General features: G+C 60.6%; 22 protein-coding genes and 1 pseudogene. 8 read left to right on the forward strand and 15 right to left on the reverse strand.

The window, feature by feature from the left end:
* The 9 genes and pseudogenes from BFQ03_RS30875 to BFQ03_RS25630 all read right to left on the reverse strand — a co-directional run.
* Positions 1 to 81: pseudogene (locus tag BFQ03_RS30875) on the reverse strand (outer membrane lipoprotein carrier protein LolA); the annotation flags it as partial.
* Positions 62 to 1,531, reverse strand: a complete 1,470-nt coding sequence (dacB, locus tag BFQ03_RS25595; protein ID WP_065944274.1) for a D-alanyl-D-alanine carboxypeptidase/D-alanyl-D-alanine endopeptidase — start codon at positions 1,529 to 1,531, stop codon at positions 62 to 64. The pseudogene BFQ03_RS30875 and the gene dacB, both read right to left, overlap by 20 nt.
* Positions 1,532 to 1,600: 69 nt before the next feature.
* Positions 1,601 to 4,030 carry a TonB-dependent siderophore receptor gene (locus tag BFQ03_RS25600; protein WP_065944275.1) on the reverse strand — a complete coding sequence of 810 codons (2,430 nt, stop codon included), beginning with the start codon at positions 4,028 to 4,030 and terminating at the stop codon, positions 1,601 to 1,603.
* 110 nt (positions 4,031 to 4,140) lie between these two features.
* Positions 4,141 to 4,290, reverse strand: coding sequence for a type B 50S ribosomal protein L36 (gene ykgO / locus BFQ03_RS25605; RefSeq protein ID WP_020297337.1), 150 nt, complete (start codon positions 4,288 to 4,290; stop codon positions 4,141 to 4,143).
* A 108-nt stretch (positions 4,291 to 4,398) separates the two neighbouring features.
* Complete coding sequence (locus tag BFQ03_RS25610; protein ID WP_065944276.1) at positions 4,399 to 5,376, reverse strand: FecR family protein; 978 nt, start codon at positions 5,374 to 5,376, stop codon at positions 4,399 to 4,401.
* Positions 5,373 to 5,951, reverse strand: a complete 579-nt coding sequence (locus tag BFQ03_RS25615; protein ID WP_032857649.1) for an RNA polymerase sigma factor — start codon at positions 5,949 to 5,951, stop codon at positions 5,373 to 5,375. Before BFQ03_RS25615 ends, BFQ03_RS25610 begins: the two co-directional genes overlap by 4 nt.
* 6 nt (positions 5,952 to 5,957) lie before the next feature.
* On the reverse strand, positions 5,958 to 6,284 hold the full coding sequence (locus tag BFQ03_RS25620) for a DUF3325 domain-containing protein (RefSeq protein ID WP_032857652.1): 327 nt from the start codon (positions 6,282 to 6,284) through the stop codon (positions 5,958 to 5,960).
* On the reverse strand, positions 6,284 to 7,858 hold the full coding sequence (locus tag BFQ03_RS25625; protein ID WP_065944277.1) for a PepSY-associated TM helix domain-containing protein: 1,575 nt from the start codon (positions 7,856 to 7,858) through the stop codon (positions 6,284 to 6,286). The genes BFQ03_RS25620 and BFQ03_RS25625 overlap by 1 nt, the downstream gene beginning before the upstream one ends.
* Entirely contained in the window at positions 7,855 to 8,157 is a 303-nt protein-coding gene (locus tag BFQ03_RS25630) for a DUF3649 domain-containing protein (RefSeq protein ID WP_065944278.1), read from the reverse strand. Before BFQ03_RS25630 ends, BFQ03_RS25625 begins: the two co-directional genes overlap by 4 nt.
* 245 nt (positions 8,158 to 8,402) lie before the next feature.
* On the opposite strand from BFQ03_RS25630, the gene BFQ03_RS25635 reads away from it, so the two are divergent.
* The 3 genes from BFQ03_RS25635 (at position 8,403) to fecA (ending at position 12,268) form a co-directional block, all read left to right on the forward strand.
* Positions 8,403 to 8,891: a sigma-70 family RNA polymerase sigma factor gene (locus BFQ03_RS25635; RefSeq protein ID WP_032857658.1), complete on the forward strand. Its 489-nt coding sequence runs from the start codon at positions 8,403 to 8,405 to the stop codon at positions 8,889 to 8,891.
* Positions 8,888 to 9,832, forward strand: coding sequence for a FecR domain-containing protein (locus tag BFQ03_RS25640; RefSeq protein ID WP_065944279.1), 945 nt, complete (start codon positions 8,888 to 8,890; stop codon positions 9,830 to 9,832). The genes BFQ03_RS25635 and BFQ03_RS25640 overlap by 4 nt, the downstream gene beginning before the upstream one ends.
* A gap of 90 nt (positions 9,833 to 9,922) precedes the next feature.
* Positions 9,923 to 12,268 (forward strand): TonB-dependent Fe(3+) dicitrate receptor FecA, encoded by a 2,346-nt coding sequence (gene fecA / locus BFQ03_RS25645; RefSeq protein WP_065944280.1) that lies wholly within the window; start codon positions 9,923 to 9,925, stop codon positions 12,266 to 12,268.
* Positions 12,269 to 12,467: 199 nt separating this feature from the next.
* On the opposite strand, the gene BFQ03_RS25650 is transcribed toward fecA, so the two are convergent.
* Complete coding sequence (locus BFQ03_RS25650; protein WP_032857663.1) at positions 12,468 to 12,875, reverse strand: HPF/RaiA family ribosome-associated protein; 408 nt, start codon at positions 12,873 to 12,875, stop codon at positions 12,468 to 12,470.
* Between the two features lie 212 nt (positions 12,876 to 13,087).
* A complete protein-coding gene (locus BFQ03_RS25655; RefSeq protein ID WP_032857665.1) occupies positions 13,088 to 14,035 on the reverse strand; it encodes a LysR substrate-binding domain-containing protein in 948 nt (315 codons plus the stop codon).
* Between the two features lie 137 nt (positions 14,036 to 14,172).
* Between BFQ03_RS25655 and BFQ03_RS25660 the strand changes: the two genes are divergently transcribed.
* From BFQ03_RS25660 to BFQ03_RS25670, 3 genes are all read left to right on the forward strand, one after another.
* A complete protein-coding gene (locus BFQ03_RS25660; protein WP_065944281.1) occupies positions 14,173 to 15,549 on the forward strand; it encodes an L-serine ammonia-lyase in 1,377 nt (458 codons plus the stop codon).
* 60 nt (positions 15,550 to 15,609) lie between these two features.
* Entirely contained in the window at positions 15,610 to 16,899 is a 1,290-nt protein-coding gene (locus BFQ03_RS25665) for a serine/threonine transporter (RefSeq protein WP_032857667.1), read from the forward strand.
* A 257-nt stretch (positions 16,900 to 17,156) separates the two neighbouring features.
* Positions 17,157 to 17,474 (forward strand): DUF3509 domain-containing protein, encoded by a 318-nt coding sequence (locus tag BFQ03_RS25670; protein WP_029295538.1) that lies wholly within the window; start codon positions 17,157 to 17,159, stop codon positions 17,472 to 17,474.
* Position 17,475: 1 nt separating this feature from the next.
* On the opposite strand, the gene BFQ03_RS25675 is transcribed toward BFQ03_RS25670, so the two are convergent.
* From BFQ03_RS25675 to BFQ03_RS25685, 3 genes are all read right to left on the reverse strand, one after another.
* The gene (locus tag BFQ03_RS25675) at positions 17,476 to 17,925 is read right to left on the reverse strand and encodes a phosphate-starvation-inducible protein PsiE (RefSeq protein WP_032857668.1); all 450 of its coding nucleotides are present in this window, start codon (positions 17,923 to 17,925) and stop codon (positions 17,476 to 17,478) included.
* 159 nt (positions 17,926 to 18,084) lie between these two features.
* Positions 18,085 to 18,273, reverse strand: a complete 189-nt coding sequence (locus BFQ03_RS25680; RefSeq protein ID WP_032857669.1) for a type II toxin-antitoxin system RelB family antitoxin — start codon at positions 18,271 to 18,273, stop codon at positions 18,085 to 18,087.
* Positions 18,274 to 18,411: 138 nt separating this feature from the next.
* A complete protein-coding gene (locus tag BFQ03_RS25685) occupies positions 18,412 to 18,741 on the reverse strand; it encodes a DUF6124 family protein (protein ID WP_032857671.1) in 330 nt (109 codons plus the stop codon).
* Positions 18,742 to 19,170: 429 nt separating this feature from the next.
* Here BFQ03_RS25685 and BFQ03_RS25690 point away from each other — a divergent pair, with 429 nt between their 5' ends.
* Both BFQ03_RS25690 and BFQ03_RS30055 read left to right on the forward strand, forming a co-directional pair.
* Positions 19,171 to 19,431, forward strand: a complete 261-nt coding sequence (locus tag BFQ03_RS25690) for a YebG family protein (RefSeq protein ID WP_010564043.1) — start codon at positions 19,171 to 19,173, stop codon at positions 19,429 to 19,431.
* Positions 19,432 to 19,632: 201 nt separating this feature from the next.
* Positions 19,633 to 20,568 (forward strand): hypothetical protein, encoded by a 936-nt coding sequence (locus BFQ03_RS30055; protein WP_139115737.1) that lies wholly within the window; start codon positions 19,633 to 19,635, stop codon positions 20,566 to 20,568.
* 81 nt (positions 20,569 to 20,649) lie between these two features.
* On the opposite strand, the gene BFQ03_RS25700 is transcribed toward BFQ03_RS30055, so the two are convergent.
* Positions 20,650 to 21,669 (reverse strand): Leu/Phe/Val dehydrogenase, encoded by a 1,020-nt coding sequence (locus BFQ03_RS25700; RefSeq protein ID WP_032857674.1) that lies wholly within the window; start codon positions 21,667 to 21,669, stop codon positions 20,650 to 20,652.
* Positions 21,670 to 21,842: the final 173 nt, after the last annotated feature.

Raw genomic sequence — 21,842 nt, forward strand, 5'->3', positions numbered from 1 at the left:
AGCGAGCTTGCTCGCGAAAAACCTGAGGGCAATGCGGGGAGTCAGGTTCCCCGCGTTATCGTTAACGACCTTCGCGAGCAAGCTCGCTCCTACAAAGGATCGTCGCCAGTCGATCCTCCAGAGCCTTGATCCGACTGCCCTCCACCACATAGTTATTGGTCAGCATCGAAAACACCAACCGCCGCCCACCCGCATCGGTGATGTAGCCCGTCAACGAAGACACCCCACCCATCGAGCCCGTCTTGGCCTGCAGGTTGTCTTGCGCCGCTGTCCCGCGCAGGCGGTAACGCAGGCTGCCGCCATTCAGGCGATCCGGGTTGCCGGCAATCGGCAGCGCGTCGTACCAGGCGTTGAACCACGGCTGTTTGCCCATGGCCAGCAGCAGGTCGGTGAAGTTCTGCGCCGACACCAGGTTACGTCGCGACAAACCCGAGCCGTCCACCTGATTCAACGTCGCCGGATCCATGCCCTGGCGGCGCAGAAAATCCGCAACCGCCACCACACCCGCCGCCGCCGTGCCGGCATTCGCCTGTTTGCGCCCCATGGCCTTGAGCAGCGCTTCGGCCATGCTGTTGTTGGACAGTTTGAGCAAGGGCCTGATCAGTTCCTGCAACGGCGCCGACTCATGTACCGCCAACACGGTTGCCACCTCTGGACTCACGCCGCCGATCACCCGCCGGCCCTGCACAGTGATCCCCTGCTCCGCCAAGGCCCGCTCAAACAGATTGGCCACCAGTTGCGTCGGCTCCCAGACGCTGACCCATTGACGGCTTTGCGTCCCCGGCTGCAAGGCGCCGCTCAGGCGCAGCAGGTTGCTGCCGTGCTGGCGATTGAGCCCATAGCTGTTACCCGGGCCGCTGACCGCCAGGTTGCTCAGTTGCACATAATCAGTGGCCGGACTAAGGCTGACACTCACTGCTTGGCCGATTGCCGCGGGCGCCCTGGCCGTGACGATCAAGGTGCCCGCATCAAAATCGGCATTGGGCGACACCGTCAACGCGGAGATCTGCGCGCCGTAATATTTGTCTTCATCGTCATGGGCCCAATCGACGCCCAGGCGCTCGGCGTCGAACCAGCTGTCATCGAACACCAGATCCCCCGTCACCTGCCGGATGCCCTGCCCGGCCAGCTTCGCCGCCAGCGCCTGGTAGTCCGCCCACTGGATCGTCGGGTCGCCCAGGCCACGCAGGTACAGATTGCCCATCAGGCGCGCGCCTTGTTGGCGGCCATTACTCAGCAACTGTGTGGAAAACCGATACTGCGGGCCCAGTACATCCATGGCCGCCGCCGTGGTCAGCAGCTTCAGGCTGGAGGCCGGCACCAGCCGTGTCCGTGGGTTGTGCTGGTACAGCGTGCTGCCACTGCGGGCATCGCGCACCATCAATGAAACGCTGGCGCCCGCCAGGGCCGGATCGGCCAGTAACCGGTCCAGCGCCTGCTCGCGGGTTGTCGAAGGCGTGGCACAGCCCCCCAACAACAGGCTCATGCCCACCAGCATGGCGCGGGTGTGTATCCATCGTCCCAACTGCATCAACACGTCCTGGCGATCAACAAAGAGCGCAACGCTAGCAGCTCAGGCCGCCAGCGTCATCGCCGATGGTCAGAACTCCAGGGTGCTGGACAACGACACCTGGCGCGCATCGCCCATGGACACAAACAAACGGCTGACGGCCGAGGTGTAGTAGGTACGGTCAAACAGGTTCTTCACGTTGAGCTGGAACTTGACCTTTTGCCCGTCGACCCGGGTGTCGTAGGTAGCAAACGCATCGGCCACGGTGTAGCCCGGCAGGTCGAAGCTGTTGAGGGCATCACCGGCACGTTCGCCCACGTAACGGGCACCCGCACCGACGCGCAGTTGATCGCCACCCACGATCGTGCCGAAGTCATACACGGCGGATAAAGCCGCAGTATTTTTCGCCACGTTTTGCAGGTTATTGCCCTTGTAGGTCGGGTCTTCGGTGACTTCTGCATCGGTGTAGGCATAACTGCCGATGAGGCTCCACTGGTCAGTCAATTGCCCGCTCAGGTCCATCTCCAGGCCACGGGAGCGCACTTTGCCGGCGACACTGTAGATCGAGGTCGCACCCTCGGTGATCGACACCAGCACGTTGCGCTTGTGGATATCAAACAACGCGACGTTGGCGGTGATGCGCCCCGGCATATCGAGCTTGGCTCCCAGTTCCCAGGACTTGGACTGTTCCGGGGCGATGCTGCCGTCAATCACCATCTTATTATCCAACGGCGCGATGGTGGAGTTGGGTTTGAACGATTCGGTGTAGCTGCCATAGAACGACAACTCATCGGTGTAGCGGTACACCAGGCCGGCGCGGGGCACCCACTTCTGGCCGTTGCTGTCGGTGTTGGCGGTAAACGGGCGGCCCTTGCCGGCGTACTGGTCGTACGCCTGGAAGCGCGCACCGCCCACCAGGATCCACTGGTCGGTCAGGTGGATGGCGTCCTGAAAAAACACGGAGTCGCTGCGCAGCAGGTCGGTCTGGTTGCTGTCCGGCGCACTGACGGTAGTGCCCGCCACTTCGCGGCCATACACCGGGTCGTTGTAATTGAACACGCTGCGGCTGGCCTGGCGGATCAGGTCGGCGCGGTAGATCTTGCGGTACTCGTCATCCAGGCCGAACACCAGGTCATGGCGCATGCCGGCCACGTCCACCTTGCCTTCGAGGCTGACGGTGGTGAAGCGATCGGTGGTCAGCGCGCCCTGGGTGCCGTCCATATTGCGATTCAAGGTGCCATTGGCGTTGACCTTGCTCACGCGCACCTGGCTGGCGTCGTAGGTTTCGCGGTTCCAGCTATAGCCGAAATGGGCCTTCCAGTCGTCGTTCAGATCGTGGTCGACCTCGAAGCGATACAGGTCGGAACGGCCTTCCATATTGTTGAACGGCTCGTCCAGGCGACGCGTGGCCGGGATGTCCAGCGGGTGATTGGTCTTGGGGTCGATGGCCGTACCACGGTCGAACGGCGAGAGGAACTCACGGTGCTCGTAGGCCAGCAATACCTTGGTGTTGTCGCCGTACCAGGCCAGGGAGGGGGCGATCACGCTTTCACGGTAGGTGCCGAAGTTGCGCCAGTAATCTTCGTCCTGATGGTCGACGATCAACCGGTAAGCCAGGCCGCTGTCGCCAATCGGGCCGGTGGTGTCGAGGGTGCCGCCGCTGCCGTTCTTGCCGCTGCCATAGGTCGAGCCACGCACGGTCAGCGCGGTGGATGGGGTCAACTCGGGTTTCTTGCTGACAATATTGATCACGCCGCCCGGGTCCTGGATGCCATACAGCAACGACGCCGGGCCCTTGAGCACTTCGACACGCTCGGCGGTTTCGTTCAGCGCCCGGCCCTGCACCACGGGCATACCGTCGCGCATGACCGAACCGTTACGGTTGTCGCCAAAACCGCGCAACATCACCGCATCCTGGGTACTGCCCAACGTATTGGCCTGGGTGATGCCACTGATATTGCCCAAGGCATCATCGAGGTTGCGCGGCACCTGGTCGCGCATCACCTGGGCCGGCACCATGTTCACGGTTTGCGGGGTTTCCAACAGCAATCCCTGGGAACGCATCACCGAACTGGTGGGCGGCGGCTGGTAGCTGTTGGTTTGCTGCGGGTTGACGCCACTGATGGTGGTGGCCCCCAGGTTCAATGCGCCTTCGGTGGGTGCCGGCTCCAGCGCCAGGGTGCGCGCGTCGATCTGGCGCAAGGTCAAGCCGGTATTGCCCAGCAAGCGCTGCAGGGCCTGGGCCGCACTCATCCGCCCGCTGACAGCCGGGGCGTTGAGGGTGTAGGGGGCTTCGTCGGTATAAACCACGCTGATGCCGGTCACGCGGCTGAAATCGCTCAGGGCCTGGGGCAACGGTTTGGCCTGGAGCGCGAAGTTGAAGAGCGTGCTTTGCTGCTGCGCATCTGCCGCCTGCGCCAGGCTCAAGGGCAATATTGCCAGACTTGAAGCGACCAGAAAGGAGGCTCCCAGCCACTGTTTAACCGAACCGCCTGCCGCCGACTTTGCCCTGGACTTCATGCTTGAGCACCCGTGTAGAAAACGCCGTTAATGCGAATTGATCGCAGTTTCAAGCACTACACGGATGGCGCGGGGTTTTACCTCAGGTGAAATTGAAAATAATTTCACCGTCAGCCTTTGTTCTTGTTTTTCGCCCCGCCCTGACGGGCCTTGAAGCGCGGGTTGGACTTGCAGATCACATAGATCCGCCCCCGACGCTTGACGATCTGGCAGTCGCGATGACGGTTCTTGGCTTCTTTGAGTGAGGACAGCACTTTCATGGGGGAGGCTCCTGGATATGAATGTAATAACATATCATAAATACAAATAAGAACCGTTATCAACTTTCTTTCAGTCATCCGCTATTCCTGTGGGAGGCGGTGTTTTTGTTAGCGGACGACGATCAGCCGGCCCAGCACGCTGTGCTGCTCAAAACCCAGCACCGCCTGCAAGGCCTTGAGCACCGCCTCGGGGTTGTTGCTCGGGAAGCTGCCGCTGACCCGGCGGGCGCCGAGTGCGTCGTTGAGCAGCAGGATACGGCCGGGGTAATAGCGGGAAAGGTCTTTGACCACATCGGCCAAAGGGGTCTTGTAGTAATTGAGCCAGCCATCACGCCAGGCCATGCGCGCTTCGCTGTTCACCGCATGCATCTCGTCGGCCACACCCTCGCTGTAGGCCACTTGCTGGTCGGCCGTCAGAATCTGCTGAGTACCCTGCGCCGACGGTTTGACCCCCACCCGCCCCGACAACACGGTCACCTGGGCGCCCGCCGGTTGCAGGCGCACTTCAAACTGCGTGCCCAGCACTCGCGCTTCGCCGCTGCCGGCGTGCACCACAAAAGGCTGGCCGGTGTGGGTGACGCTGAAAAAACCGGCGCCACGGCGCAGTTGGATCTGCCGCTCGCCGTGGCGAAAATCCACGGCAATCGCACTGTCGGCATCCAGGGTGACCTGGCTTTGATCGGCCAGGATCACGGTTTTGACTTGCCCAGGCAAGCTGACGTAATCGGCGCCCAGGTCATCGACCCAGCGCTGCGGCTGCCAGCCCGCGCCCATCGACACCATCAACAACAGACATGCCGCCAGGGCGACGGCCCCCGACCAGCGGCGCACACGGGAGCGCTTCGCGGCGTCCATGGCCTTCAGGTAACGCTGCAAAGCCAAGGCGTCTTCGTCGGCCAGGGTGCTCGCCGGTACTTCGCTCAACTCCCACAACACCTGCGCCTGGGCATACGCCTCGACGTGGGCCGGGTCGGCACGCAGCCAGCGGCTGAACGTAGCCTGGTCGCCACTGCTGGGCGCATCGTGCAGCAGGCTGAGCCAGGCCAGGGCGGCCTGTTCCTGGGCGGGTGTCGGGGTGGTGGTCACGGTGCTTTCCCTGGCGAACGTGGCGGATGGGCTTCCCGAAGGCTGGCTTTGCAGGCTTCGAGGGCGCGCATCATATGTTTTTCCACAGCGCTTTGGGACAGGCCCATGGCCTTGGCGATTTCGGCGTACTTGCGCCCGTGGATCCGGTTGAGCAAAAAAATCTGCCGCGTGCGTTCCGGCAAACGGCGCAGCGCCGCTTCGACATGACGCAGGTCGTTGCCGGCCTCCAGCGCGGCCTGGGGCTCGCAGCCAGAATGATCCTGCTGTTCCGGCAGCCAGCCTTCATTGCCGCGCACCCGCGCGCCTTCGCTGCGCAGGTGGTCGATGGCGATATTGCCGGCGCAGCGCAGCAGGTAGGTGCTCAGTTCCTCAACCTGCACCAGGGGCCGGCGCCAGAAACGCAGGAACAAATCCTGCACCAGGTCAGCCGCCGTCGCACGGCAGCCTACGCGGCGGCTGACCAAGGCCTCCATCTGTGAACGCTGGGACAAAAACACCTGCAGGAAATGTGCGCGCCCGCCCGACGATTCGGCGCGGGGGTGATCCTGGGATTCGGGCGGCGTGGTGATCATCAAGGCGGCTCAGAGGGTCGCGAAGGCCGCAACGGGGCTGGCCAGCAGGCCGACGCCCGCCAGGATCAGGGCCAGCCTTGGCCGATAGGGCATCAACAACACCAGCAACAGCGCACTGAGCATCAGCACCGCACACCAGTCCACCAGCCCGCGACTCCAACCAGCCGCCTGCACTGCCGGCCAGATCGACACCAGCAACAGCAGCCAACCGCCCAAGCGCAAACCCAGGCGCCGGCGTGGCGAAGGTTTGCTGTGCAGCAACTCGCCGTGATGGCGATCCAGGGACAGGCACAGCGCGGTGAAGCCCGCATAGCACAACAACAAGGCCAACAACATCAGTTCACCTCGCCTTTGAGCGTCAACGGCCGGGCGCGCTCGGCCTTGGGCTGCGCGGCGCTGCGGAGTTGCATCTTCCAGGCCGCCCAAGCCAGGAACAGGCCACTGCCCAGGCAGGTCAGGTCAAAGCCGGCCATCGCCCAATCGCCCTTGGCCAGCGACACGCCCAAGTGTTCGGAGGTAGTCAGCGCGTTAAGCAGCGGCACGCCGATAAACAGCAAGGCACCCACCGCCAATTGTTCGACCCAGGCCCGGCGGCCACGGCGCAGCATGGCGTGCAGCAGGGTCAGGCCCCAGGCAATAAAGAAGCCCTGCACTTCCCAGTCCGAACGTTCGGCGAAGTTCGCAGGCAGCAAGCGATTGGCCCAGAAAAACACGGCGATGGCGATGACCAGCCCGGACATGCTGGCAATGTTCAGCACCTCCACCAGGCGCAGCTCAAACGGCATCACTCCGGTTTTTGCGTGCTTGAGCTGACGCTTGCCCAGCCAGATCACCAAGCCGGTGCCGATCATCGCCGTACCCGCCAGGCCACAGATAAAGTACAGCCAGCGCAGCACCGGGCCGGCGAAGTGGCCCATGTGCAAGCCGTAGAAACTGCCACCAATCGCCATCGGCAGCGACTGTTCGGCACTGACACGCAGCACCTCACCGGTGGTGCCATTAAAGGACACGGTGCTGCCGAACTCATGCACCACCCGGTCAGAGCCGGCGCGGGAAACATTGACCGAGACATTCACATCGCCTGGGTTGTTCACCGCCAAGCGCCCTACATGCCCACCGTCCCACTGCGCCCGAGCCTGCTCCACCAACGGCGCCAACGGCAGCAGTTTGCCCGGTTGGCCGAGAGCCGGCGCGTTGTTGGTGGCCGGGAACAGCTCATTGAAGAATGCACGGGTGTTGCCGTCATAAGAGGCAAGAATGCTGGCCGGCATGACCATCGTCATGAAAATCACCAGGCTGCTGTAGGTGATCATCAGGTGGAACGGCAGCACCAGCACACCGACCGCGTTGTGCCCGTCGAGCCAGGAGCGCTGGCCCTTGCGCGGGCGGAAGGTGAAGAAGTCCTTGAAGATTTTCTTGTGGGTGATGATCCCGGTGATCAGCGCGACAAACATCACCATCGCCGCGATGGTCGACAGCCAGCGGCCCCAGGGATGGGGCATCTGCAACTGGAAATGGAACCGATAGAAGAATTCGCCGCCCATGGTTTCACGGGCCTGGAGTTGCTCGCCGGAAACCGGGTCGAGCAGTTTTTCGATGAAGTTACCGCGTCGGCCTGGGTCGATCTTGTCTTGCCACATCACCGATAAACCAGGCTCGCGACCGTTGGGCAGGTTGATAAACCAACGCGCGGCCGTGGGTGCGTGCTGTTCCAGATAGCTTTGCGCCACGGCCAGGCTGCGGGCATCGTCCACCGCATGGGCCGGCACTTCCGGCTGCATCCAGTGGGTGATTTCATCCTTGAAGTAAGCGAGGGTGCCGGTGAGGAAAATCGCGAACAGCAACCAGCCGAAAATCAACCCGGCCCAGGTGTGTAACCAGGCCATTGCCTGACGGAAACCCTCTTTCATGGGCGCGCCATCCAATAGGCCAGGCCAGCCAGGGTGGCCAATATCGCGCTGGGCACCAGCACACCAAACCAGGCACGGGCGGCTGTACGGCAGGCAAAACACCAGATCACCGCCAGCAGGTAGAACACAAAGGAACTGAGCATGCCGCTGACCACCGCATCGGCACGGGAAATGGGCAGCCATAAGGTCAGGCAGACACTGGCCAGGGACGCCAGCATGTAACCGCCGACGACAGCGGCCAACAGCCGCGAGGTCACAGCAAGACGATAAGAAAGAGGAAGTGAGGCTTTGCGTTTCATGCCGAAGGCGCCTGGTTCATCAGGGCTGCGAGTTTAATGATAAATATTCTCATAAGCAAAAGAGAACGGATTAACAGAGCGACGAACATCAAATGTGGGAGCTGGCTTGCCTGCTCCCACAGGGTTCTGTTGCGGCTATAAAGCCCCCATCGGTCTCCTGCTGATTGCCGAATGCCACCTCGCAACCCTACAATGCGAACAATTCTCGTTACCTACAGCATGCAGATGCTGCCGGAGTGTTCGCGTTGCGGCCGTCCAATACCGTCGAAGTCCTGTATCACGACCATCACCTCTGGCTGACCGGCTGGTTGCGACGCAAGCTCGGCTGCCCGCAAAGCGCCGCCGACCTGACCCAGGACACGTTCATCCGTGTACTGACGGCACGTGACACACCGACGCTGATCGAACCGCGTGCCTTCCTGACGACCATCGCCAAACGCGTGCTGTTCAACCATTACCGCCGCCAGGACCTGGAACGCGCCTACCTCGACGCCCTGGCGCAGATGCCCGAGCACGTTGCGCCTTCGGAAGAAGACCGGGCCATCATCCTGCAAACCCTGATGGAGCTGGACCAGTTACTCGACGGTTTGCCAGTGCTGGTCAAGCGCGCCTTCCTGCTGGCCCAACTCGACGGCCTGACTTATCCACAGATCGCTGCCGAACTGGGGATCTCCATCGCCACCGTCAAACGTCATCTGAATAAAGCCGCCATGCGCTGCTACTTTGCCCTATGAACCCCGCCGCGAACTTCTCGACCCAGGTCGCCGAACAGGCGGTGCAGTGGCTGATGCAAATGCAGCAAGGCCCGCTCAACCCGCGCCAGCAGGCCAATTGGCAACGTTGGCTGGACGCCCACAGCGAACATCAACGGGCATGGGAGCATATCCAGCGGGTCAACCAGCGCCTGCGCGGGATGCCATCGCCCTTGGCCCATGCGGCGTTGAACGCACCGAAATCCAGCAGCCGGCGCCAGACGCTGAAACTGCTGCTGATCCTCGGTGTCGGCTCCGCCGCGACCTGGGGCCTGCGCCAGCAACACCTGATCCCGCCGCTGAGCGCCGACTACCGCAGCCCCCTCGGCCAGCGGCGCAAGGTGCAACTGGCCGAAGGCAGCCAATTGCAACTCAATACCGCCAGTGCGGTGGACGTGCAGTTCGATGGCCCACAACGCCTGATCCGCCTGCTCGAAGGCGAGATATTACTGCGCGCCAACACCCCGTTGCAGATCATCACCGGCCAGGGCATCGTCACCACCCAGGCGGCACAGGTGAATGTGCGCCAGTTCAACGATCACACCCAAGTGGCAGTGCTGGACGGCCAGGTGGAGATTGCACCCAGGTCCTACAGCGGCCTGCCCCTGACCCTGGAAAAATCCCGCCAGGCCAACCTCACCCGCAAAGGCTGGGATACGCCGCGCCTGACCGATGCCAACACTGGCGCCTGGGCCGACGGCATGCTGGTGGCGTCGCACATGCGCCTGGCCGATTTCCTCGAAGAACTGAGCCGTTATCGCCGCGGCCAATTGCAGTGTGACCCGCTGGTGGCCAACCTGCTGATCTCCGGCAGCTACCCGCTGGACGACAGCGAACGCATTCTGGACCTGCTGCAAATCAGCCTGCCGGTCAAAGTCCGGCGCTTTACCCGTTACTGGGTCAGCGTCGAAGCCCGTGCATGAATTATTTTCTGCAAACGTGAGCCGTTTTCCCGATCCCACGTGACAGACAAGGAAAGCCACCCGGATTCCCTTCTCTCAGGAACGTTCTTCATGCCCCAGCAACCGACTCGCCTGACGCCACTTGCCCGTACCCTGCGCCATTTGTTGCTGGGCGCCAGCCTCAGTTTCAGCGCCCTGCCCTACGCCATGGCGGCCGAGGCCAAGCCTTATCACATCGCCCCGTCATCCCTGGAGGCGGCGCTGAATCAATTTGGCCGTGAAGCCGGCGTGCTGATTTCCTTTGGCTCGCAAGTGACGGCCGGGGCGCAAAGCCAGGGCCTGACGGGCAACTACACCACTGAAGAAGGCTTGAATGCACTGCTCAAGGGCACCGGCCTGCAAGCCCGCGCCGAGGGTAACAATGCCTACAGCCTGCAACCGCTGAACGCCCCGGCCACCCTGGAGTTGGGTACCTCCAATGTGGTCGGCGACTGGCTGGGCGATGCCGCGCAAACCAATGTCTTTGAACACCCCGGCGCCCGTGATGTGATCCGTCGCGAAGAGTTCGAGCGCCAGGGCGCCACCCAGGCCCGCGATGTGCTCAACCGCATTCCCGGGGTCAATGCTCCGGAAAACAACGGCACCGGCAGCCACGACATGGCGCTGAACTTCGGCATTCGCGGACTCAACCCGCGCCTGGCGTCACGTTCGACCGTGTTGATGGACGGGATCCCGGTGCCCTTCGCACCGTATGGCCAACCGCAACTGTCGTTCGCGCCGATCAGCATGGGCAACATGGATGCGGTGGACGTGGTACGCGGCGGCGGCGCCGTGCGTTACGGGCCGCAGAACGTCGGCGGCGTGGTCAACTTCGTGACCCGGGCGATTCCCGATGCGCCGACCGTCAAGGGTGGCCTGCAGACCGAGACCAGCCCGTCCTCCAGCCATGATGGCTTCAAGACCACCGGCAACCTGCTGGCGGGCGGCACCGCCGACAATGGCCTGGGCGGCGCGATTCTGTATTCCGGCACCCGTGGCGGTGACTGGCGCGAACACAGCGACACACAAATCGACGACCTGATCCTCAAGGGCAACTACCAACTGGATGAGGCCAACAGCTTCAATGCCATGGCCCAGTACTACGAAGGTCAGGCCGATATGCCCGGCGGCTTGAGCACTGCGGCCTACAAGGCGGACCCGTATCAATCCACCCGCCCCTACGACAAGTTCTGGGGCCGCCGTACGATGTTCAACGTCGGCTATCGCTACCAGGAAGACCGCCGCGAATTCACCGTCAACAGTTTCTTCACCAAGACCTTGCGCAGCGGTTATCTGGACCAGGGTAGCTTCCTCTCGCTGTCCCCGCGCGAGTATTGGGTACGCGGCCTGGAAACACGCCTGGCGCAAGGCTTCGACCTCGGCCCGACCAGCCATGAAGTGGGCGTCGGCTACCGCTACATCAACGAAGCCGGGCACGAATTGCGCTACCGCACGCCGATCAGCGCCAACCAGCAATTGCCCAACACCGACAGCCGCAACGACCGCGATACCCGGGGCGGCACCGAAGCCAATGCGTTCTTTATCGACGACCGGATTGATATCGGCAAGTGGACCGTGACCCCTGGCATCCGCTACGAAATGATCAAGTCGCAACAGACCAACAACCTGACCAACGTCAAATACAAGGGCGACTACAACACCGCCTTACCAGCGCTGAACGTGCTCTATCACCTGACCGACGACTGGAACCTGTACGCCAACACCGAAGGTTCCTTCGGCAGCGTGCAGTACAGCCAGATGCCCAACCGTGTGAGCAGCGGCGCGGTCAAGCCAGAAAAGGCCCGCACCTGGGAAGTCGGCACGCGCTACGACAACGGTGCGCTACGTGCGGAAATCGGCGCCTTCCTGATCAACTTCGACAACCAGTATGAAAGCAACCAGACCAACGACTCGGTAATCGCCCGGGGCGAAACCCGCCACCAAGGCATCGAGTCCAGCCTCAACTACGCCCTCGACGGCTTGAGCCCGGCGCTGGCCGGTTTTGATGTGTACGCCAGCTACGCCTACGTCGATGCAACCATCCGCGAAGACGGCCCGAACAAAGGCAACCGCGTGCCGTTCTCGTCCAAGCACAAAGGCACCCTGGGCGTGGGTTATACCGAAGGCCAATGGAAGTTGAACCTGGACAGCACCTACCAGAGCAGCCAGTTCGCCGACAACGCCAACACCCAGGCCGAAAGCGCTGATGGCAGCACCGGGCGCATCCCCGGCTACATGCTGTTCAGCAGCCGCGCCGCCTATGATTTCGGCCCGCAGTTATCAGATTTGAATGTGGCGGTGGGGGTGAAGAACATCTTCAACACCCAGTACTACACCCGCTCGTTTGACGATAACAACAAGGGCAAATACGTGGGTGAGCCGCGTACGGTGTATGTGCAAACCTCAGTCGCGTTCTAACGACCGGACTGCCGGCTTTTTGTAGGAGCGAGCTTGCTCGCGAAAAGCTTAAGAACACCGCGTGCCCGCAGGATCTGCGCGTTATCGTTAACGCCCTTCGCGAGCAAGCTCGCTCCTACAGTGAAGCGTTCATCAGATACAAAAAAACGGGCCTGCATCTGCAGGCCCGTTTATTTGGGGGTTGAAAAACACTCAGCAATCAGCTGTTAAGCGCAGCCTGTTCGTTTTCCAGGAATTCCTCTTCAAGCCCGGCATCATCGACTTGGTTGTTTGGCGTGCTTTTCTCTGCACGCGGCTTGCCCTGCAGCCTGCCGAACAGATTACTCAGCGCGTGTTCCAGCTTGGTGGCCGCCCCGTCGATCGCCTGTTCCAGGGTGTCGGCTTTCTGAAGCACCGAAATCGGTTGATGACCCTTTGGCCGCGCTTCCAGGCGGCAACTCAAATCGTGGGGGCCCGGCTTGTCGCCGTTCTCATCGCGCAGGTAAACCTCGACGCGGGTCAGGTCTTCTTCATAACGTTCGAGCGTGCTCTCAATGGTAGTACGTACCCACTCCTCCAGTCGGATGCTGCTTTCAATATGGTTGTCGCTGTTGACTTGGATTTGCATAGTGTTTCCCTTATTTCAGCTAGCTCGCCAGAGGTCACAACTGCAACACCGATGCGGTGAAATCATGACCTCTTGATTACACAATTGAGCACCTGACGGAACAATTCAACCCCTTTGCAAAGATAAATCCCACATTACAAATTAAGTCTGACAACCGCCCAAAGCGCTGTTATCGTCGGGAGTTGGGTACATCCTCCTACCTCAATAAATCCTCACAATTGCCCCTCTCCCAAGGGGTGCAATCCGCGAAAGATCCCCGCCTCTTCCACCAGCCAGTCATGCACCGCACGCACGCCCGGATGATTCAGCGCGCCTGGGGCATAGAGCAGCACATAACGTTTGTGATTCGGCACCGCGAGGCCGAACGGCACGATCAGGGTGCCACGCTCCAATTCGTCATTGAGCAGGGTTCTTCGGGCAATCGCCACGCCCATGCCGGCAATGGCCGCTTCGATGGTCAGGTGATTACGGTTGAAGGTGTGACCGCGCCGCACATCAGCGTCGTGATAGCCGATAGCGTTCAGGTAAAACTCCCACTCAGCGTACTCATAACTCCCACGCCAGGCGGTGATGTCGTGCAGCAGCGGGAAATGGGCCAGGTCGGCCGGCCCGTGCAGCGGCGGGCGCCCGCGCAACAGGCTCGGCGCACATACCGGGAATATCTGTTCGTCGAGCAAGGCTGTGGATAACAAACCAGGATAACTGCCGTCGTTAAGGTCGATGGCCAGGTCGAAGTCGCCTTCGTGCAGGGCAATGCTGCTGTCTTCAGCCACCAGGCGCAGTTGGATATCCGGGAAGCGCTGCTGCAAACGGGGCAAACGCGGTGTCAGCCATTTACCGAGGAAGGACGGAATGGAGCGCAGGCGCAAGGTACCGCTGATCATCCCCGCATCCAGGCGCTGCAACTCGGCATCGATGCTGCCGTAGGCCTCGCTCACCGTGATCGCCAAGCGCTGCCCCTCGGCACTCAATTCCACGCCGCGCGCGCGTCGATGAAACAGGCGAAAGCCCAGACGCTCTTCCAATTGGCGAATCTGCTGGCTGACCGCCCCTGGCGTGATGTGCAGTTCTTCGGCGCAACGGGTGAACGACAAATGCCGCGCAGCGCAGGCAAAGACGTGCAGCCAGACATAGGTCTGGGCATGAAGCGGGCGAGCCATAGAGTTTAGTCCTGCTAAAGGGTGTCTTAGGATAATTCGTTGGTCAGTGCCGATCTAGAGGCTCAGTATCGCGCCAATTCCGCTTGTCCTACAAAACATGGCAGCGATTCCTACTCCATTGCTTGTAAGGCTTTAGCATGGCTATCAGCGTTTTTGATCTATTCAAGGTCGGCATCGGCCCGTCCAGTTCCCATACCGTGGGCCCCATGCGGGCAGCGGCCACCTTCGCCCAGACCCTGATAGACCAGCAATTGCTGGAGCAAACCCAGCGCGTTGAAGTACGCCTGTACGGTTCTCTGTCCGCCACTGGCGTGGGCCACGCCACCGACCGGGCCTGCGTGATGGGGTTGATGGGCGAATGGCCAGACCGGGTGGATCCCACCTCCATTGCCCCACGCATCCAACAGTTACGCGAATCCGGCCGCTTGCTGCTTGCCGGTAAACAGGACATTGCCTTCAACTGGCAACACGACCTCCTGCTGCTGGATGAGAGCCTGCCTTACCACCCCAACGCCATGTCCCTGCATGCCTATGGAGAAAAGGGTCTGCTGAGCGAGCAAACCTACTACTCGGTGGGTGGCGGTTTCATCATCGAGGCAGCCGAGGCCGAGTCGGGCATTGCTCCCACAAGCGAAGTCGAACTTCCCTACGATTTTTCCAGCGCCGTTGAACTGCTGGCCCTGTGCAACAAACACGGCCTGCGGGTTTCCGAATTGATGATGGCCAACGAGCGCGCCTGGCGCAGTGACGAAGACATCCGTAGCGGCCTGCTGCATATCTGGTCGGTGATGCGCGAATGCGTCGAGCAAGGCCTGCGCGACGAGGGCATCTTGCCCGGCGGTCTGGATGTGCCGCGTCGTGCCGCCAAGCTGCACCGCAGTTTGCTGGAAATCGGTAAACCGAATGTGATCACTTCAACCTTGTCGGCCATGGAATGGGTCAACCTGTTCGCCCTCGCCGTCAACGAAGAAAACGCCGCCGGTGGGCGCATGGTCACCGCCCCCACCAACGGCGCAGCCGGGATCATCCCGGCGGTGTTGCACTACTACATGAAATTCAACGCCGACGCGTCTGATGATGATGTGGTCAATTTCTTCCTGGCGGCGGCCGCCGTCGGCATCCTGTGCAAGAAAAACGCCTCGATCTCCGGCGCCGAAGTCGGCTGCCAGGGCGAGGTCGGCTCGGCTTGCGCCATGGCCGCTGCGGGCCTGGCGGATATTCTCGGCGCCACCCCTGAGCAACTGGAAAACGCCGCTGAAATCGGCCTGGAGCACAACCTCGGCCTGACCTGCGACCCGGTAGGCGGCCTGGTCCAGGTGCCGTGCATCGAGCGCAACGCGATTGCCGCCGTCAAAGCCATCAACGCCACGCAAATGGCCCTGCGCGGTGACGGCAAGCACTTTATCTCCCTCGACCGGGTAATCCGCACCATGCGCGATACCGGCGCCGATATGCATGACAAATACAAAGAAACTTCACGGGGCGGCCTGGCCGTGAACTGGGTGGAATGCTGAGGAGCATTCCCTGACCGCCCCAACGTGAGCCCGCGCAAAAATAATAACGAGGCAATAACGATGACCGATGTACGTACACCTGCTGCCGAAAATCCCGCTTCTGTCACGCAAACCGTAACAACCGGCTGGAGCAAGCACGACACCACCTGGATGCTCGGCCTCTACGGCACCGCCATCGGTGCCGGCACCCTGTTCCTGCCGATCAACGCCGGGGTCGGTGGCTTCTGGCCGTTGATCATACTGGCGCTGCTGGCCTTCCCCATGACCTTCTTCGCCCACCGTGGGCTGACGCGTTTTGTGCTGTCGGGCAAATCCGGCGACATCACTGACGTGGTGGAAGAACATTTCGGCGTCGGTGCCGGCAAGCTGATCACCCTGCTCTACTTCTTCGCCATCTTCCCGATCCTGCTGGTGTACAGCGTCGCCCTGACCAACACCCTCAGCAGTTTCATGGAACACCAGCTGCACATGACGCCGCCGCCACGGGCGATCCTGTCCCTGGTGCTGATCCTCGGCCTGATGGCCATCGTGCGTTGCGGCCAGGGCGTGATCGTCAAGGCCATGAGTGTGCTGGTCTACCCGTTTGTCGCCGCCTTGCTGTTGCTGGCACTGAGCCTGATCCCCAACTGGAACGGCGCGTTCTTCGCCTCGGCCAGCGAGGGCATGCCGCTGCCGGCATTCTTCAAGACCCTGTGGCTGGCGATTCCAGTGATGGTGTTTTCGTTCAACCATTCGCCGATCATCTCGGCCTTCGCGGTAGACCAGAAGCGCGTGTACGGCGCCCAAGCTGAACGCAAGAGCAGCGGCATCCTGGCCATGGCCCACGGCATGATGGTGCTGACGGTGATGTTCTTCTGCTTCAGCTGCGTGCTGGCGCTGTCGCCGGCAGATCTCGCCGCCGCCAAGGCACAGAACATCTCGATCCTGTCCTACCTGGCCAACCACTTCCAGACCCCGGTCATCGCCTATGCAGCGCCGTTGATCGCGCTGGTGGCCATCACCAAGTCCTTCCTCGGCCACTACATCGGCGCCAGCGAAGGCTTCCAGGGCCTGATCGTCAAATCCCTGCGCGGGCGCAACCGCACCCTGTCGGCGCGCTGGCTGGAACGTTGCACCGCCGTGTTCATGATCCTCAGTTGCTGGGCCGTCGCCACCTTCAACCCAAGCATCCTGGGCATGATCGAAACCCTGGGCGGGCCGATCATCGCGTGCTTGCTGTTCCTGATGCCGATGTATGCGATCCGCCGCGTGCCATCTTTGCGCCAGTATTCGGGCCAGGTGTCCAACGTGTTTGTGGTGCTGGTCGGGTTGATTGCGCTGTCTGCGGTCATTTTCTCGCTGGTGCCCTAAAACAGATCACCCTGTAGGAGCGGGCTTGCCCGCGATGGCGGTATGTCAGCCACTGAATGGTTGGCTGATCCACCGCAATCGCGGGCAAGCCCGCTCCTACAGGGGTCACTCATCGTCTGAAAGATACCTGTACGGCACGCCCCTTGCTGTACACCCTCTGAAGGAAAACGGAGCTTGTGACCGGTGGTCAGGCAACACGAACCAATCCCGATACCGGTCGTCAATCAGTGCATGTTCTTATCAGGCGGTAACGCACCATGGACAATCCTTTTCAGTTGATCACCGACACGTTCACCCCAAAGTACCGGGTCAACCTGAGCATCCAGCGCCTGGACGGCAGCATCATGCTGACCCTCTCCGACGACAGCGGCGTGGTTGCCAAACGCATGATCAGCGCCGAACAGCGCAACGACCCACAACGCCTCAAACGCCTGGTGCAAAGCGTGCAATTCGGCATTGCGATTGAACAGGGACACAGCGCCATGGAGATTCTGGCGGTGATGACCGACGGCGACAGCCACAAACTGCTGCAGCGCCCGCCGAGCAACCGGCCGCCGATCACGGCCGGACTCTGACTCAGGACTCGGACTTTTCCTTGACCGATGGGTAACGTGACGACGCAAAACGCACCACCAGGATGGCAAACGCCAACAACAAAATCCCGCCACACAGGTAAATAATCCCCAGGTCCGGGGCGTTGTGGTGGGACACGTCGCCGATCAGCAGACGGGTCAATGCGGTAATTGCCACGTAGAGCAGGAAGCGGATGGGCATGTGGTTGGTCTTGAAATAGATCCCCACCATGGCGCCCAGCTCCAGGTAGATAAACAGCAGCAGGATGTCATCCACACTGATGCCGCCTTTTTGCAACATGTCGATAAAGGTCATTATTGCCGCATAGGCGGTGATTGCACCGATACCAAACAGCGCCAGATAGTGAAACGCCTCCACCGCCAGATTGCCCAGGGAATCTGCGTTCGCGTGCAAGCTTTTGCGCACTTTGTCGGCCCACTTCATTTCTGTCATTGCTCACCACCACTGTTTAAAAATAGCCAACCCGGCCAACACCTGCCTCGTGCCTCACGGCGGATCGGATAATGCCCGTTCGGCGTGACGATAGTTAGGCATGCAGAAAAAAGGCCAGGGATTGCAGAGTGAGATGATAGCCAGTTGACATTAGGCACTTCAATCAACGGAATGCTTTGCGACCTTGGCGTCAATCAGGGCCCGCATTTCTGCCATGACCTGATCATGAGGGATGCCTGGGTGACCGTCATCCAGAGCTGCTTGAACTTGAATGCGAAACCAGCGGTCGTAGCTGTCGACTTGCTCTTGGCTATCTGCGGGGAAATCTGAGGAAAAGGAAGTATCCATAAAAACTCAAAGCCTATACCAGTTTTGTAGGAGCTGGCTTGCCAGCGAAGAACCTGAGAACCGCGCGGGGTATCAGGCACCCTGCGTTATCGTTGACGATTTTCGCTGGCAAGCCAGCTCCTACAGATTGGCATTAACTTATGCGACCTGCTCCAGCGCTCGGTCCACCAGCAAACCGCTCATCTCCACCAACTGGTGAACCGCCAGCAGCAAGCTGCGCTGTGAGCCATCAAGGTCGAATGCCAGTGTGCTTGCCATTTCACGGGCACTGTTCAAGGTTTCGCTGGCGTTGACCAGTAAGGTTTGCGTATCAGCCCGAGGCGTTACGCTGAAAAGCGTCGCGGGCGGTTCCGGAGCAGGTTGAGGCGATTCAGGCCGCAGGTAGTGATCAATGGCCCGATTAGCTGCTGCTTGCAGCCGAGTGTCATTGCGTGAGTTGTCTGGGGGGTTGGGGGAGTTCTTTTTCATGGCGTATCTCTTCTTAATCGAATGGATATCCACCGCCGTCTGCCGCCAAGCAGATTGGGTGACGGATTGCACAAGGTTGGCGGACCGGTAAGAAGAAACCCAGCACCCCGAAGGGTCCCTGCGCAACCCGCCATGACACAAGAAAGCAGGCGTAAAAACGCCAGCAGTCTTATTGGGGGTTATTGCGCTATCTTCTACCGGGCCGCCAAGCCCACTCGCTGCATACGCAGCGCCCGAGGAAGGTAAGCCACCGGACAAATCCAGCGCAACCCCGGCAAGTTGTCAGAAATTTCCGCTGTAGCAAAGCCCCATTTCCCGACTACATTAAAAAGCTGCTACCCAAACCCCCTGGATTGGCTTATTCTTTTAGCTGTATATAAATACAGTAGTCGCAATAGACAACTATCGTGAAGGCATGTGAGGTGGTGAATGGCCGTCGAAGTGGTATACCGCAGCAGCCGAGATCTGGAGCGTTTGTTCATGGATAAAGCCGAAGCTGACCGTCATGACAAGATGCTTGAACTCGCTGAGTTGCTGGCAGAAGTGTTGCAAAAAGCCGTGCCGTCCCTGAGCGAGCAGCAGGTGGAGGAAGCCGGGATCTACATGGCGAAGAATCGCGATGTGTTTGCCAAGGCGTTCAAGAGCCAGCCGGATGCGTTGTCCGAATTGCTGAACCCTCCGGCGGAATAACGCCCGAATCTAACAGGCCCTGACCCGATGGTTCAGGGCCATTTTTATGTGCAGTAGTCCAAACTAGTCTCCTTGCTGGAACCCGAATGTCGTGCCCGCCACATAGTGGATATGTCGTGGGCAATTTCGCTCACTCGGTGAAAGCATACTCTGCGAACGTGCGCCGACACTCTGACAGTGCTCGCAGAAAGGGGAGGATGGATGGATAGTTTTTCAGCCTCAGACCGTGGTGGGAGGCCGTTTTACACAGAGGGAAAACCTGCTGCATTCCAGTGGGGAGCACAGGGGCAGCCGGTTGACCAAACAGCTCATCATCCCCCGTCAAGGGCCAATGTTGCCGCCCAGTCTCGGTCGATCAACTTTGGCCCGGGCAACTATACAGCTTCGCCATCTACAGCCATGTCTTCAGCGGCCCCGGCCTATAAGGAAGATCACCTTATACCGTCTGCCTGGAGGCGCGGTGGTACCCAGTCGCTTTTCGCCCCCTCAACGGCCTCATCCGCACGGGCGGAATATTCTGACGATTCCAGGTCTTACGACTCCAGTTCAGGCACAAAACCGAAGGATATCTGGGGTGGATTTACTCAAGGGGAAAACGGGGACTGTCTTACGATTTCGGGAATCAAGGCGGCAATGATGCGTTTTGGCCAGAAACCAGCTGACGTATTCAAGGAAGTAAAAGAAGCTGGCGACGGTTATGACGTAACGATGCGAGATGGCATGAAGGTGCATTTGTCCAAGGATGAATTGGAGCAGGCGACGGCAAACTCCAAGATCAAAGGTGATGATCCCGAGATGATGAAAGATGCAAACTTTATGTATGCCGTGAGTGCCAAACGGGCACAGATGGAAAATAACGATGGCACGGCTGCACAAAGTTTTGCTAAGGCGTTGGAAACGCTTAAAGATGGTGAAGATGGGAACGAAGGCCTCATGCGCCTGGGCCTGAAAGATCATATAAAACAGGGCTCCGTCAGTGACTTGCAAAATGGCGCAATCGGCATAGTGAACAGGGAGGTTACTAACCCCAAGGGAGAAACCGGTGGGCATTCGATGGTAGTTGTGAATGGTATTGAAGAGTTGTGGGGCACGCGAAATGGGCTAGTTACCCATGGCGATGTATTTCTCTTGACCTGACACCCTCCTCGCGGCGCTTAAGCCTGTTTCAATAGGTGTCCACGGCACAGGTCCTCGCTTGAAGGACCTTTTGACAGGCGTTCAAGAGTACAACAGGCGTTCGGCCAGTGCGTCCGCCACCCGTGCAGGCGAGCGTTTTTCGGCCTGGGCATGGCCGAAGATTTCGGTCAGGCGTGTGCCGATGTTCGACAGGTGCGCGGTGATGGTCGCCAGGTCTGCACCGCCGTGCTTGAGGGCGACGTAGATCAGGCCGCCGGAGTTGATCACGTAGTCCGGCGCGTAGAGGATGCCGCGCGCCTCCAATTGGTCGGCCACGGGCAGGTGGGTCAACTGGGCGCTGGCCGAGCCGGCGACGGCGGCGCAGCGCAATTGGGCGACGCTCTGGCGATTGAGGACGCCGCCCAGGCCGCAGGGCGCGAGGATGTCGCACGGGGTGCTGAGCAAGGCGTCGTTGGCAATCGGGTGGGCGCCCAGTTGCTCCATGGCCAGTTGCACTTTGCCAGGGTCGATGTCGCTGACCAGTAATTCGGCACCGGCGGCGTGCAGTTGTTCGGCCAAAGCGTAGCCGACGTTGCCCAGCCCCTGGATTGCCACGCGCAGGCCTTCCAGGTTATCGCTGCCCAGGCGGGCCATGGCGGCGGTGCGGATGCCGGCGAATACGCCCATGGCCGCATGGGGTGAAGGGTCGCCGGAGGCGGTGGTACTGGTGACGAAACGGGTGTGCTGGGCAATGCAGTCCATGTCGGCCACGGAGGTGCCACTGTCGATGGCGGTGATATAGCGGCCATCGAGTTGCTCGATGCATCGGCCAAAGGCTTCGAACAGCGCGGCACGGCTTTGCACATGGGCCGGTCGGACGATCACCGCGTTGCCACCGCCCACCGGCAGACCCGCCAGCGCGGCCTTGTAGCTCATGCCTTGGGCCAGGCGTGCAGCGTCGGCCACGGCGCTTTCGTCGTCGGGGTAGGACAGGTAACGACAGCCGCCCAGGGCCGGCCCCAGGCGACTGCTATGGATGGCAATGACCGCCTTCAACCCGGTCACCGGGTCAACGCTCAGGTGCAGGGATTCAAGGCGGGTGCTGTGCATGAGAGCAAACATCGTCGTCGAGCTCCCGAATCACTTCTAGTTGTCGCCAAGTATAGGCCGACGGCAAAAGGTTGCTGGAATGCACGGGAATAAGCAGGCGGTAATTACAGGCTTTGTGACATAACCCGGTAGGTGGTTTCTCAAGAAGCTGGACGAAAGTTCTCGGCAAGGCTAAAACGGGACAT

Origin of the sequence: Pseudomonas sp. 25 R 14 (genome assembly GCF_900004755.1) — a bacterium.
Lineage (GTDB): Bacteria > Pseudomonadota > Gammaproteobacteria > Pseudomonadales > Pseudomonadaceae > Aquipseudomonas > Aquipseudomonas brenneri.

Coding starts and splice junctions, on each gene's coding strand:
- BFQ03_RS25685 (WP_032857671.1), bottom strand. CDS start 18,741: ATGAAAAAGAACTCCCCCAACCCCCCAGACAACTCACGCAATGACACT.
- BFQ03_RS25690 (WP_010564043.1), top strand. CDS start 19,171: ATGGCCGTCGAAGTGGTATACCGCAGCAGCCGAGATCTGGAGCGTTTG.
- BFQ03_RS25670 (WP_029295538.1), top strand. CDS start 17,157: ATGGACAATCCTTTTCAGTTGATCACCGACACGTTCACCCCAAAGTAC.
- BFQ03_RS25620 (WP_032857652.1), bottom strand. CDS start 6,284: ATGTTGTTGGCCTTGTTGTTGTGCTATGCGGGCTTCACCGCGCTGTGC.
- BFQ03_RS25680 (WP_032857669.1), bottom strand. CDS start 18,273: ATGGATACTTCCTTTTCCTCAGATTTCCCCGCAGATAGCCAAGAGCAA.
- BFQ03_RS25600 (WP_065944275.1), bottom strand. CDS start 4,030: ATGAAGTCCAGGGCAAAGTCGGCGGCAGGCGGTTCGGTTAAACAGTGG.
- ykgO (WP_020297337.1), bottom strand. CDS start 4,290: ATGAAAGTGCTGTCCTCACTCAAAGAAGCCAAGAACCGTCATCGCGAC.
- BFQ03_RS25625 (WP_065944277.1), bottom strand. CDS start 7,858: ATGAAAGAGGGTTTCCGTCAGGCAATGGCCTGGTTACACACCTGGGCC.
- fecA (WP_065944280.1), top strand. CDS start 9,923: ATGCCCCAGCAACCGACTCGCCTGACGCCACTTGCCCGTACCCTGCGC.
- BFQ03_RS25630 (WP_065944278.1), bottom strand. CDS start 8,157: ATGAAACGCAAAGCCTCACTTCCTCTTTCTTATCGTCTTGCTGTGACC.
- BFQ03_RS25660 (WP_065944281.1), top strand. CDS start 14,173: ATGGCTATCAGCGTTTTTGATCTATTCAAGGTCGGCATCGGCCCGTCC.
- dacB (WP_065944274.1), bottom strand. CDS start 1,531: ATGCAGTTGGGACGATGGATACACACCCGCGCCATGCTGGTGGGCATG.
- BFQ03_RS25655 (WP_032857665.1), bottom strand. CDS start 14,035: ATGGCTCGCCCGCTTCATGCCCAGACCTATGTCTGGCTGCACGTCTTT.
- BFQ03_RS25665 (WP_032857667.1), top strand. CDS start 15,610: ATGACCGATGTACGTACACCTGCTGCCGAAAATCCCGCTTCTGTCACG.
- BFQ03_RS25675 (WP_032857668.1), bottom strand. CDS start 17,925: ATGACAGAAATGAAGTGGGCCGACAAAGTGCGCAAAAGCTTGCACGCG.
- BFQ03_RS25650 (WP_032857663.1), bottom strand. CDS start 12,875: ATGCAAATCCAAGTCAACAGCGACAACCATATTGAAAGCAGCATCCGA.
- BFQ03_RS25640 (WP_065944279.1), top strand. CDS start 8,888: ATGAACCCCGCCGCGAACTTCTCGACCCAGGTCGCCGAACAGGCGGTG.
- BFQ03_RS30055 (WP_139115737.1), top strand. CDS start 19,633: ATGGATAGTTTTTCAGCCTCAGACCGTGGTGGGAGGCCGTTTTACACA.
- BFQ03_RS25700 (WP_032857674.1), bottom strand. CDS start 21,669: ATGTTTGCTCTCATGCACAGCACCCGCCTTGAATCCCTGCACCTGAGC.